The sequence below is a fragment of the Aquicella siphonis genome (assembly GCF_902459485.1).
GTDB lineage: Bacteria > Pseudomonadota > Gammaproteobacteria > DSM-16500 > DSM-16500 > Aquicella > Aquicella siphonis.
This window is the reverse complement of the sequence record NZ_LR699120.1, coordinates 13978-27057: the sequence shown is the minus strand read 5'-3', so window position 1 is coordinate 27057 and position 13080 is coordinate 13978. Positions and strand designations below refer to the sequence as shown.

11 protein-coding genes are annotated in these 13080 nt (G+C 46.3%); 6 read left to right on the top strand and 5 right to left on the bottom strand.

Annotated features, from left to right (window positions below; all coding sequences use genetic code 11):
* Nucleotides 1–142: 142 nt before the first annotated feature.
* A complete protein-coding gene (gene queC, locus AQULUS_RS11300) occupies nt 143–820 on the bottom strand; it encodes a 7-cyano-7-deazaguanine synthase QueC (RefSeq protein WP_148340377.1) in 678 nt (225 codons plus the stop codon).
* Nucleotides 821–900: 80 nt separating this feature from the next.
* Here queC and AQULUS_RS11295 point away from each other — a divergent pair, with 80 nt between their 5' ends.
* Nucleotides 901–2973 carry an AMP-binding protein gene (locus AQULUS_RS11295; RefSeq protein WP_148340376.1) on the top strand — a complete coding sequence of 691 codons (2073 nt, stop codon included), beginning with the start codon at nt 901–903 and terminating at the stop codon, nt 2971–2973.
* A gap of 62 nt (nt 2974–3035) precedes the next feature.
* Here AQULUS_RS11295 and AQULUS_RS11290 read toward each other — a convergent pair whose 3' ends face one another.
* Nucleotides 3036–5000 carry a putative bifunctional diguanylate cyclase/phosphodiesterase gene (locus tag AQULUS_RS11290; protein ID WP_148340375.1) on the bottom strand — a complete coding sequence of 655 codons (1965 nt, stop codon included), beginning with the start codon at nt 4998–5000 and terminating at the stop codon, nt 3036–3038.
* Between the two features lie 268 nt (nt 5001–5268).
* On the opposite strand from AQULUS_RS11290, the gene AQULUS_RS11285 reads away from it, so the two are divergent.
* Nucleotides 5269–5883 (top strand): hypothetical protein, encoded by a 615-nt coding sequence (locus AQULUS_RS11285; protein ID WP_148340374.1) that lies wholly within the window; start codon nt 5269–5271, stop codon nt 5881–5883.
* 95 nt (nt 5884–5978) lie between these two features.
* On the opposite strand, the gene AQULUS_RS11280 is transcribed toward AQULUS_RS11285, so the two are convergent.
* From AQULUS_RS11280 to pdhA, 3 genes are read right to left on the bottom strand one after another with little or no spacing between them, the layout of a single operon-like run.
* Nucleotides 5979–7097 (bottom strand): dihydrolipoamide acetyltransferase family protein, encoded by a 1119-nt coding sequence (locus tag AQULUS_RS11280; protein WP_148340373.1) that lies wholly within the window; start codon nt 7095–7097, stop codon nt 5979–5981.
* Nucleotides 7094–8074, bottom strand: coding sequence for an alpha-ketoacid dehydrogenase subunit beta (locus AQULUS_RS11275; protein WP_148340372.1), 981 nt, complete (start codon nt 8072–8074; stop codon nt 7094–7096). Before AQULUS_RS11275 ends, AQULUS_RS11280 begins: the two co-directional genes overlap by 4 nt.
* Nucleotides 8067–9140, bottom strand: a complete 1074-nt coding sequence (gene pdhA, locus AQULUS_RS11270) for a pyruvate dehydrogenase (acetyl-transferring) E1 component subunit alpha (protein ID WP_148340371.1) — start codon at nt 9138–9140, stop codon at nt 8067–8069. Before pdhA ends, AQULUS_RS11275 begins: the two co-directional genes overlap by 8 nt.
* A gap of 203 nt (nt 9141–9343) precedes the next feature.
* Between pdhA and phbB the strand changes: the two genes are divergently transcribed.
* The 4 genes from phbB to AQULUS_RS11250 all read left to right on the top strand — a co-directional run bounded on the left by phbB (nt 9344) and on the right by AQULUS_RS11250 (nt 13013).
* Nucleotides 9344–10084 carry an acetoacetyl-CoA reductase gene (phbB, locus tag AQULUS_RS11265; RefSeq protein WP_148340370.1) on the top strand — a complete coding sequence of 247 codons (741 nt, stop codon included), beginning with the start codon at nt 9344–9346 and terminating at the stop codon, nt 10082–10084.
* A 134-nt stretch (nt 10085–10218) separates the two neighbouring features.
* On the top strand, nt 10219–10677 hold the full coding sequence (gene phaR, locus AQULUS_RS11260) for a polyhydroxyalkanoate synthesis repressor PhaR (protein ID WP_172622855.1): 459 nt from the start codon (nt 10219–10221) through the stop codon (nt 10675–10677).
* 125 nt (nt 10678–10802) lie between these two features.
* Entirely contained in the window at nt 10803–11198 is a 396-nt protein-coding gene (locus AQULUS_RS11255; RefSeq protein WP_148340368.1) for a phasin family protein, read from the top strand.
* Between the two features lie 63 nt (nt 11199–11261).
* Nucleotides 11262–13013 (top strand): PHA/PHB synthase family protein, encoded by a 1752-nt coding sequence (locus AQULUS_RS11250; RefSeq protein WP_148340367.1) that lies wholly within the window; start codon nt 11262–11264, stop codon nt 13011–13013.
* Nucleotides 13014–13080: the final 67 nt, after the last annotated feature.

Here is a 13080-nt window from a genome sequence, read left to right as displayed (position 1 = left end):
ATATTGATATCAGGGCCATGCGGGAAACCGCATGGCTTTTTCTTTTTCATCAGCCCCTTATCACTCATCGCAAAGAAAAAGCATATATTTTCTGATTCAGGAACGAGCAGCGGTTTCATGCAGCCACGATGGTCGAGGGCGTTCAAGCATATATTGTTGGATCTGTCACGCCTGCTTCGGTGAATCCCTTTTTCCTATAAACACAGCTGTCACAGGATCCGCACGCGCGTCCGTTGATATCTGCGCGATAACACGAAATGGTTTGGCTATAATCGATTCCTAAATGCAAACCCTTGCGAATAATTTCAGCCTTGCTGAGCGATAACAGCGGTGTATGGATCTTAAAACGCTGGTCTTGCTCCACTCCGGTTTTGGTCGCCAAAGTAGCCAGTTTTTCAAATGCATGCAAATATTCGGGCCGACAATCCGGATACCCTGAGTAATCAAGGTGATTGGCTCCTAAAAAAATATCATATGCGCCTAATACCTCACCCCAGCCAAGCGCAAATGAAAGAAAGATGGTATTACGAGCAGGCACATAAGTGTCCGGAATTTTGTCTGACGCCTGATAATCACGGACAGCCAGGTTTTTATCAGTTAGTGATGAGCCGCGAATCTCATCCAGCGGCAGCGAGAGGATTTTATGCTCTTTTACACCATATTGGCCGGCGATTTTACCCGCCTGTTCCACTTCGACATGGTGTTTTTGACCATATACAAAGCTGAGTGCGTAGCAGGAAAAACCTTGCTCCAGCGCATAGACCAGACAAGTAGTGGAATCCAGGCCGCCAGAAAATAACACAATTGCTTTTTTATTCATGCTTGAGGCTCCCGTTTTGCGTGAAATGAGTATAGCATTATGTTTTCGAATTGATAATCTGTTAAAGCAGAGAACAAGCCATGAAACCTGCCGTCACGATGGATCAGCTTATGGAAAAAGGCCTGGATAGGGAAGCTTCCCTCCGGTTCCTGAATCAGATGCAAAACATATTCTCCCGATGCGCTACTCCCGAACAAGCCTGGTCTGCCATATCTAGAGATCTAATATCAGACCAATATGCGTTTGACATTCACCTGCTTGTGTATAACAGCCTCTTTCCGGACCGGGAATCCCGGCCTGAATCCGCTCCAGCGTGGGTTCCCGCTGCTGAATCAATCGCTTCGGCAAATCTTACCAAATTCATGTCTGATCTGGGAATGGATGATATTAATGCGTTTCATGCCTGGACTGTCAGTCAATACCAGAATTTCTGGAGCCGCATCGTTAAAAAATTGGGGATTGTGTTTGATAAAGCACCGGATAACATTTGTGATCTGAGTCAGGGAAAGGAATTCCCCGTCTGGTTTCCTGGATCACGCATGAACATCATAAACAGTTGTTTTACAGCGCCTGGTTCCGCAACCGCCATTATCTATGAAGATAGCCACAAGAATCTCATCAAACTGTCTTATGATGAATTGGACCGGCTTTCAAACCGAGTCGCGAACAGCCTTATCCAATCCGGAATCAATCCTGGCGATGCTATCGGTATTGCCATGCCGATGAATCATTACGCTGTCGCGATTTATCTTGGTATTATCAAAATGGGTGGCGTTGTCGTTTCTATCGCGGATAGTTTTTCATCGGAAGAAATCGCCATCCGCCTGAAAATCGCGCATGCCAAGGCCATCTTTACCCAGGATTTCACCCACTGGGGAGAAAAATACTTTCCATTATATGAGAAAGTCAGCCATTGCCGTTCCCTCCCGGTTGAGCAAAACGACATGCAGAGTTTTAGAATTATAGTCACACCCTGTGAGTCGCGTGTCACGCTTGCTTTGCATGAGTCTGACAAGTCATGGGAGTCTTTTCTTGTCGATTCTGACATATTTACACCCGAATCCTGTCTGCCCATGTCACCATGCAATATTTTATTTTCCTCTGGCACAACCGGCAGTCCCAAAGCCATCATCTGGAACCACACCACACCCATTAAAGCAGCCAGTGACGCATTTTTTCACCAGAATATCCAAGCCGGTGATGTCATGGCCTGGCCGACCAACCTAGGCTGGATGATGGGTCCCTGGCTTATCTTTGCAGCCCTCATCAACCACGCCGCCATAGCACTCTATTCCGGGGCGCCAAAAGACCGTGCATTCGGCGAATTCATTCAACATGCTCGGGTCAACATGCTTGGAGTTGTTCCCACCTTGGTTGCAACCTGGCGGCAATCAGGATGCATGGAAAATCTGGACTGGCACACCATCAAAGTATTCAGCTCTACAGGGGAATGCTCCAACGCCGAAGACATGTTTTATTTAATGTTTCTCGCCGGTTACAAACCTGTTATTGAATATTGCGGAGGTACTGAAATTGGGGGAGCCTATATATCCAGCACGGTTATCCAAATGAACTACCCTTCTTTATTCACCACTCCCGCCATGGGAATGAATTTTGCTATTATCGATGAAAATGGCCAGCCTGCATCCACTGGCGAGGTTGCCATCATTCCTCCCTCAATCGGTCTGTCAACGCAATTGCTTAACGCTGACCATTATCAGGTTTATTTTGAACACATGCCCAAGTCCGCCAACGGCGAAATGTTGCGGCGTCATGGCGATCAGATTAAACAACTTCCGGGTGGTTTCTACAGCATTTTGGGTCGTGTGGATGATACGATGAAACTGGGCGGCATCAAAACCAGTGCCGCGGAAATAGAACGAACACTGGCTGGTTTGCCTGACATTCTCGAGGTTGCAGCCATCGCTATCCCGCCCGCCAACAATGGGCCAAATTTGTTAATTATCTATGCGTCCACTGCTGCCGCTTTGAATAAACAAGATGTCATGAAAGAAATGCAAAAAAAAATCAACTTGCATTTAAATCCCTTGTTCAAAATTCATGACATCGTGCTCACAACAGAACTGCCCAAAACCGCATCTAATAAAATCATGCGCAGGATACTCAGAAAGAAGTATCTGGAAACGATGTGAGATCAAGCCGCTTCCTGTTTTAGTGCCTTTAAACCGCATGCATCGTGCGGCATATTGCGTGCTCACGAAGTCGTTCGCGCTTCCGAATCCGCCGCGGTTTCCCTTTCTTCAATGGAAACCCCGTACTGCAGCAGTTTGGATATCTCTTCCGCAGATACGGGGCGCGAGAGGTAAAATCCCTGTATTTCGCAACATTTTTCCCGTAGTAGAAATTCATATTGCTGACGCGTTTCCACTCCTTCAGCAACAGACGTCATGCCCAGTTTGTTCACCATGGCGATGATGGCGCTGGTAATCTCAGCAGTGGTCTTGTCATTCATAATATGCTGAATGAAAGTTCTGTCTATCTTGATCTTGTCAACGGACAGCTTCCTAAGATTGCCGATAGACCAATAGCCAGTGCCAAAATCATCAATCACAATCTTCACGCCTTTTGACTTCAGACTATCAAGAATCCTGAGCGTATTGTCAGGGTCTTTCATGATCATGCTTTCAGTCACTTCGATTTCAAGTGATTCTGGAGGTATCTTGATTTCATTTATGATCGAATAAATATTTTCAATGAAAGTCGTTTGCTTGAATTGCCTGGCCGTACAATTCACCGCCATGGAGAGTGCGCGGCATCCCTGATCATGCCATTTTTTTAATTGCTCACATGCTGATTTTAGTATCCATTCACTTACAGGAATGATTAACCCTGATTCTTCAGCAAGCGCAATGATTTCATCCGGCCTGATACCGCTGTATTGCTCGTTCTTCCAGCGTAATAATGCTTCAACACTGGTGATCTGTCCGGTCTGGATATTCATTTCAGGTTGAAAGAGCAAATAAAATTCCTGTTTAGCGAGCGCCTGATTCAGGGCACTTTTGATATCCATTTTTTCTTTAGCTTTGGTTGTCATTTCCTGTGTGTAAAACTGATAGTTGTTTCTTCCATGCTCCTTTGCCCGATACAGGGCAAGATCTGCGCATTTCATTAGTGAGGGAAGGCTGAGACCGTCATAGGGATAAATACTGATGCCGATACTGGTAGTTATATAGATATCCTGACCTTTGATAATGATGCCTTGTAAAATACTGTCTAGAATTTTTTTTGCAATCATGGCGACCGAGTCGGTTATCTTCACATCCGTGACAAGCACAACAAATTCATCACCGCCCAATCGCGCCACCATGTCAGTATTTCTGACCGTATTTCGCAATCTTTCCGCGATAACCTGCAACAATGTGTCGCCTGCCTCATGCCCGATGGTGTCATTAATGTTTTTAAATCCGTCCAGGTCCAGAAACAACAAAGCGAAACAGTGTTGTTGACGGCTGGCGGTGGCAAGCAAGTGATTGATATATTGTTCGAGTTTGTTTCGGTTGGCCAGGCTGGTTAATGGATCATGATATGCCATGTGACGCAGCCTGTCTTCCGAGTTTTTTTGCTGTGTGATATTTTCAGCCTGCAATATATAATATTTAGGATTTTCGTCATAATCCCGGATCAGTGCCAGTGTCGCCTTGATCCAGACTGTTTCTCCATTTTTTTTATAACATTCAAGTTCACCCTGATATACTGACAACGTGTCATCCATCAGGTGCTGCATATTGATTTGCAGGTTATTCAACTCGTTCTGATTAACCAGATAATAAAAATTCATTGCATGCACATCATCTTGTTCATAACCAAGAAGATCACAAAACGCCTTGTTGACTCTCAAAAAACGCCCTTCAATACTCAGCATGGCAATACAGGTATTTCCATACTCAAACACAGCCTGAAAGCGGCGCTGCTCTTCATGCAGTCTTGTTTCAATTTCCTTCTTCTGGAATGAAAACCGAGACAGTTTATGTCCCGTTTTCTTGGCTTGCCGCAGCAATATTATTAAAAACAGCATAAAGACACTGCTTGAAATAAAATACAGATAAACTTTTGTTTGGGTCGAAATACGCAGATTGAAAGGATCGACCGTAATGAAAAGGCTAGCTGCGACAAAAGCCAGGATACAAACCAGCGATAATGTTAGAATGTTTTTATTCATGAGTCCCTGCCTTGAAAAAACAACCTTGTCACACACCCCGGATGTTTCATTTTTCCATGATTACGCAGCTTACACGCGCGAGCAGGCTTCGTGTCAATCATATATAATTCTTATAGAGATCCTGCCCTTTCATTACATCATACAACATTCACGCGGTGCATGATATGCAAGTGAATGAATATAAAGGGCAACCATAAACAGGACGTTATTGAGAGAAAACACGCCGCCAATGGCCAACAGTAAAAGTTGTTGAATAGAGGAGGATTTTATGAAACATGCCCTGCTGCGTCTGGCCATCGCTTCCATAGGCATGACAATCGCGGCCGGTGTTTTTTCATCGCTTGCGTTCTCGCAACCCGTTAATTTATATGATCAACCTGCGTCATCCGCCAAGCTTATCGGCAGTGCTGACATGTCGACAGGAATTATTCCCATTATGACTTCCAGTAACGGCGAATGGATAAAGGCAGCAGACCCTCGCAATGGTAACGTTGGCTGGGTTAAAGTCATTGACATCAAAAATGCCAAGGGCACAACCAATTCCTTCACCTTAAAACAAGATATGCTTTCCAGCGGAGCCCAGCCCAAGAATTATCAAATAATCCAAAATGGCGCGCCAAAAGGTCTCACCGATGAGCAGTTAAAAACCTTCATGAATACAATGCAGAAAGAACAGAAAAATATACAAAATTCATTCATGAATATTTTTAATGGAATGAATGATCTTATTCAGTATCAAATGAATATTTGGACTCAGCAAGGCAATAGCACAGTCAATCCGGGTGCGAACATCTCTGTGCCCGCTCAATCCATTCCCGCAGGCTCACAGCCAGCGAACGGAAATTCAACAAGCGCGGGACCCTCTTCAACGGGGAGCAAATAAAGCCAGCTTAAACAGATGATGCTTGGGGAGCGTTCATTGTGCTGATACAAAAATCAGCCGCGCATTCTTAGAAATGAAACGGCTGATGAATCGTTTTAGGCTTGCAAATGCCTGATGACCGCATCAAGAAATCGTGTTGCTTCTCCGCCAGTGACCGCCCTATGGTCAAACGTCAGTGATAAAGGCATGATCTTGCCTATCACTATTTGTCCATTCCTAGGGATTGCGACTTCCCTGCTGCGCCCGCAACCCAGAATCGCGACGGCCGGAGGCACGATGATGGGCGTGGCATAGCGCCCGGCGATCATGCCAAAATTTGACAAAGTCATGGTTGCACCTTGCAAATCTTTTTGAGCGATTGTACGTGTGCTGACGGATTGCTTGTATTCATTGATCAGTTTTCGTAATTCATCATCCGCGCGCGATTCCGCATTTTTGATGACCGGGACGAATAATCCTTCCACCGAATCTACCGCAAGACCTATATGAACTTCCTTGAATACCTTGCGTTCCAGAGATTTGCCATCAAACCACGCATTTAGCGCCGGTTCCGCTGCCGCCGCCGCCACCATCGCTTTAATAATTCTCACCGTGATATCCGTCTTGGGTAACATGCCGGTAAGATCCACATCTTCCACAATCGTCACCGGAACCACTTCGCGATGGGATTGTGCCATCGTTTGCGCCATCACTCTGCGCACTCCACGCAAAGCTTCGGTTGCTCCCTCAAGCTGGGCTGTTTGTGGTTTGGCTTCAAGAAACTTTTTAACATCATCCGCGGTAATCAGACCCTGAGGCCCGGTGGGTGTGACCTGATTCAAGTCCACACGCAGCTGTTGCGCAAGCACTCTCGCCGCCGGCATGGCTTTGACTGCCTGCGGCCTGGTTTGTGCAGCGCCAATGATCACATCACCGTCATCCCATTTCTTTTCACTGGTCTCCAGTTTTCCAACCACGCTACCCTTGTCAGCGGTGGCTTCATCCACTTCGTAAGTAATCAATGGCGCACCAGTTTTGATGATTTCATTGACTTTGCCATGCAGCTGGCTGATCTTGCCAGCGTAAGGTGATGGAACATCTACTACCGCTTTTGCCGTTTCCATTGAAACCAGCGGCTGATCCACTTTTACCACATCACCGGCCTTGACATACCATTCACGAATTTCCGCTTCAGCAAGACCTTCGCCTAAATCGGGTAAATGAAAAATTTTCATGCATACTCCATAAGACGCGAAACCGCGTCAATAATTCGTTGTTCACTCGGAATATAATATTTTTCGAGTTTTGCATAAGGCACGATGGTATCAAATCCGGCGACGCGTTCTGGCGGTGCCTTCAGTGAAAACAATGCCTTTTCGGCCAGTTGCGCCATAATTTCCGCGCCCACCCCGCAGGTCAGCGGCGCTTCATGCACCACCACGCAGCGTCCGGTTTTTTCAACCGAAGCAAGTATCGTATTCATATCCAATGGCTTGATGGTTGCCACATCGATCACTTCTGCGCTAACGCCGGATTGCTGCAGAGAATTTGCCGCAGCAAGCGTTTCTTTTACCATGGCGCCCCAGGTCACGAGGGTGACGTCTTCACCGACACGCAGCGTAAAACACACATCTAGCGGCAATGCCTTGCCGTCATTTTTTACTTCTTGTTTTGCAAAACGGTAAAGCCTTGACGGTTCCAGAAATATCACCGGGTCCGGATCGCGTATGGCGGCAAGCAGCAGACCATAGGCACGCGCGGGCGATGAAGGCACCACCACCCGCAGGCCAGGTGTATGCGCAAAATACGCCTCTGTACTTTCGGAATGATGCTCAGGCGCATGAATACCGGCTCCAAAAGGCGTGCGAAACACCACCGGGCAAGTCAATCGTCCCCGAGTACGATTACGCATGCGCGAAGCATGGTTGATAATTTCGTCAAGCGCAGGATAGATAAAGCCCATAAACTGGAATTCAGCAACAGGTTTCAACCCGCGTGCCGCCATGCCCACAGCAAGACCCGCGATCATGGATTCCGCAAGCGGAGTATCGAGCACCCGTTCAGCTCCAAACTTGTCAAGCAAACCAACCGTCGCGCGAAACACGCCGCCATTTTTTGCGACATCCTCGCCCATGACAATCACATCAGGATTTGCTTCCATTTCATATGCAAGTGCCTGATTCACTGCTTCTACTAAAGTAATTTCAGCCATGAACGACATTCTCCAAATCTTTTAACATCTCGCGTTGCGCGGCGTAAGCTTCCGGTAAACGGGCATAAAGGTAATCAAACATGGATGCAAGAGGCTGTGGCGTGACTGAAAGATATTCATTGACAGCCTTGTCCACTTCAGCGGCGCATTCAGCCTGCAGCATTTCTTCCTGCTGTTCCGACCATGCTTTTAGTTGTTCAAGATAACGGCGCAAGCGCGCGACAGGCTCCTTCTTCCATTCCTGCTCACGCAATGATTTTGGCTCATAACGACTGGCATCATCTGCAGTAGTATGATCGTGCTGGCGATAGCAGACCATTTCCAGTAACCGTGGTTCACCTCTCTCTCTAGCGCTCTTCAATGCTTCAACAGTCCTATGTTGGACCGCAATAATGTCATTGCCATCGACTTGTTCACCTGAAAATCCGGCTGCGATCGCTTTTTGTGCAATTGTATGGGCCGCTGTCTGCACCTCCCGTGGAACTGAAATCGCCCATTGATTGTTACAAACCACAAATACAATAGGCAGCTTCCAGGCGCCGGCCACATTAATGGCTTCATAGAAATCGCCCTGAGATGTCGCGCCATCTCCAAACAAAGAAAGCACAGCCCGATTTTCCTTGCGAAATTTCACAGCATAGGCAGCTCCTGCTGCATGCAGGGTTTGGCTGCCAATGGGCACGCTATAGGGAAAATCTTCACTGTCATAACAATTGCCGCGCTCATCTCCACCCCAATACTGCAAAATCTGGGATAATCTTACGCCACGCTGAATCAGAGTTCCCATATCACGATAATACGGAACAAAGATATCATCCTTGGCCAAAGCATTGCCGACCCCGACAAACACTGCTTCCTGGCCGCGGGTGGAAGGATAAGTGCCTAATTTTCCCGTGCGTTGTAACGCAATGGCTTTGGTATCCATCGCTCTGACCAGTACCATGAGCTTGTACAATTTCTGCAGTGTTCCAGTATCCCTGGCTACTTCCGGCGCTTCATCCGCCAGCTGGCTTTCTTCGTTAAGGTATTGATAATAGGGGATTTCGAAATGATCTATAATTTTCACGAGTGGAACTCCCTTCTATTTAAAATTCAGTTGGGTCCCGTTACAAACGCAACGGCGTTGGTATAACGACGTGTGCAAGACAACGTTGAGATGATGCCAACGATATTGATAGTATTTATACTTGATCCAACCAGCGCCTAAAAAATGACTGGCAACAAGATTAGCCATCAAGGAAAATAGAGTCAAGCAAGGAGTAAGAAATCATGGCAAAAAGGATAGCTGTGGTAACCGGTGGAATGGGAGGCATAGGACATGCCATTTCCAGGGAGTTATATGATCACGGCTACCGGGTGGTTGCGGGATACAGCCGTAAACATGAAGCCGCTCTTGAATGGCACTCAGAGCAAAAGAAAGCCGGTTATGACTTTGACATCGCCTACGCCGATGTCACAAATTTCAAATCCTGCGAAGAAATGATTGCAAAAATCGAAAGCGGTCTCGGAGCGGTGGATATTTTGGTAAATAATGCCGGAATAACCCGCGATCACGCCTGTTGCAAGATGTCCCAGGAAGAATGGGATCTTGTCATTCTCACCGATTTAAGTAGTGTCTTCTATATGACCCACGCGGTCATCAACGCAATGAAAGCACGAAATTATGGACGCATTATAAACATATCATCCATAAACGGACAAAAGGGTCAATTCGGCCAAGTCAATTATTCGGCCGCTAAAGCCGGCATCCACGGATTCACCAAGGCATTGGCATTAGAAGTCGCAAAACATCACATTACTGTGAACACCATCTCGCCAGGCTATGTCGCCACTGATATGGTCATGGCGATACAAGATGACATCCGGGAAAAAATTATTGCTCAAATTCCGATGGGGAGACTCGCGGAGCCGGAAGAAGTCGCGCGCGTGGTGTCCTTTCTTGCGGATGAAAGAAACAGTTATATCACCGGCGCCAACATTGCCATTAACGGCGGCCAATACATGATGTAGTATCATAAATCTATGCATGACAAGATCAAGCACAGGATATTTCCTTACCAAAGTCTGGCGGTATTTCTGACGCGGCTGTGCGAGTGCCCGTCTTTTGATACCTTGCAGCAGTCACTTATATCGAGGGACAGCGCGTGGCAAACATACGCATTATAAAGAAATATCCTAACCGCAGGCTCTATGATACCGAGCTGGGTGTTTACATCACCTTGGATGATGTAAAACAGCTGGTATTTGACAGAGTCAATTTTCAGGTAATCGATGCGCGCACCAGCAAGGATTTGACACAAGGAACACTTTTGCAGATCATCACAGAACAGGAAACCAGTTCCACACCGATCTTCACCACGCCCCTCCTTCAAGATTTGATTCGTTCCTACCATGAAAAGTCGCAAAACCTGTTTAGCCGGTATCTTGAACAAGCCATGCATTTATTCCTTGATCAAAAACAATTTTTCCAGCACCAGTGGATGGCTTATCAACAATTACTTTCAAACCCCGAACTGCTGCAGCAGCTGGTGAAAAAGCAGAAACCCGTCCCCAAAGGATCGGAGCAAGCCATGCGTAAAAAATCACGCAGTAAGAAAAAATAATTATAAATTAGAATTACTTACAATATATGTTCCTTTCCCAAATTTGACAGGATTGCGATTCTCGCCTAAAGTAAATATAAGGATGTTGCAGTGCACAATTTTTAAATTCATCGGAGGGCCAGAATATGTATCACGAAGGTTTTGATCAATTTTTCAAGATAAATAAAAGCTTCACCGCTCCGGTCAGCGAATGGAATAAGACGCTTAATGAAATCGGCAAACGCATAGCCGAGCAAAACCTGGAAATTATTGGTGAAAATTTTAACAGGGTTTCCAGTCAGCTAAAACGTCTCAGCAGTGTGCGAAAGCCGGAAGATTTTCTTAACCTCCAAAAAGATTGTTTGAGTGAAAACATTTCCGCCAGTATCGATATTACCCAAAAAATAGCTCACCTGGCCATGGAAAACATGGAAGAAATCGCCAAGCTCTGGGGTACGACCGCTGCTAAAATTACGGAAAAAGCTGTTGAGAAAGCACAAAAATTTACGGAAAAACCGGAAAAGACGGAGAAGATGAAATAATCACACCCTGTGCTGCGATAAGAGGTACACTATTAAAATGATCTCTGAAACCGGAGATTGGCAATGCTAGACGCACACTGGGAAGAAAAACACGAAAAAGCCGAAGCGGTAGACAGATCATTACAAGTCGCTGTCAGTAAATTCACCGGTGGTATTTCTCCGGCAGCGTTAATGATTGCGTTCTTTGACTGGTATTTTCATTTGCTCATCCATCCCGCCAAGCAGATGGAGCTGTATCAGTTATATCAGGACAACCTGTTGCATCTGTTTAATCAATTTATGGGCCATCTCAGCGGTGACGCCAGCGGCGAATATTGCATTATTACCTCGCCCCAGGACAAACGCTTTACAGGGAAGCGCTGGCAGGAATTTCCATACTCATTCTATTATGAATCGTTTCTCCTGGTACAAAACTGGTGGCATGTTGCCGCGTCGAAAGTGCGTGGAGTAAGCCGCCATCACGAAGACGTGGTTGATTTCACCTTGCGTCAGATCCTGGATATGCTGTCGCCCGCCAATTCCGTATTGACCAACCCTGAAATCCAGCAAGCCGCGATAGAACAGAATGGTGAAAATTTCCTGAAAGGGCTGGAAAATTTTCTTGAAGACATCGAGCGCAATCTGGCGAACAAACCCCCGGTCGGATCTGAAAATTTTGTGATCGGTGATAATATTGCCGCCACACCTGGGAAAGTGATTTATCGCAATCAACTGATTGAACTCATCCAGTATTCCCCTGTTACAGATAAAGTCTATGCCGAACCCGTGCTAATCACGCCCGCATGGATTATGAAATATTATATTCTCGATCTCACGCCCAAGCATTCACTCGTGAATTATCTTGTCAAAAAGGGTCACACCGTTTTCATGATTTCATGGAAAAATCCCAAACGCAAAGACCGTAACCTTGGCATGGAAGAATATCTCAACCTTGGCATTATGTCTGCGCTGGATGTGATTTCATGTATTCTGCCCAGACAGAAAATCCATCTTGTCGGTTATTGCCTTGGAGGAACACTCGCATCCATTGCTGCAGCGACACTGGCACGCGACAATGATAACCGGCTGGCAAGCATGACCTTGTTCGCAGCCCAGACGGATTTCACAGAGCCAGGCGAACTGGGTTTGTTCATCGATGAAAGTCAAATCACTTTTCTGGAAAGCATCATGCAGGAAAAGGGGTATCTTGACACTCATCAAATGGCGGGCGCTTTTCAGCTTCTGCGCTCAAATGATTTAATCTGGTCACGCCTGATTCATGATTACATGCTGGGAGTGCGCAAGCCATTGACCGATCTCATGTCATGGAATGCTGACGCAACGCGCATGCCCTATAAAATGCACTCCGAATATTTGCGAAGATTATTTTTGCACAACGAACTCGCGGAAGGAAAATTCATTGTTGCCAACAAGCCAATTGCGCTGACGGATATTTCCATACCCATTTTTGTTGTGGCGACGGAACGAGACCATGTGTCTCCCTGGCATTCCGTGTTCAAGATCAATCTCTTGACGAACAGCGATGTTACTTTCGCGCTGACCAGCGGAGGACATAATGTCGGCATAGTCAGCCTGCCATCCAAAACCACCAAACGGCATTACCGGATCTCCACCTTGAAAGAAAATGACAGATTCATAGACGCAGACAGCTGGTATCAGAATTCAAAAGTGTATGAAGGTTCATGGTGGCCCGCTTTTGAAAAATGGCTGGCGAAAAAATCGGGTAAAAAGATTGCCCCCCCCGAAATGGGATGTGAAAAGGAAGGCTATCTTCCTTTGGAAGATGCTCCTGGTTCTTATGTGCTGCAAAAATAATTCCTGGAACGCCTGGTTTGCTAACATGTGTGCCAAATAACTGTCTCGCAGCCGAATCAATAGAAGC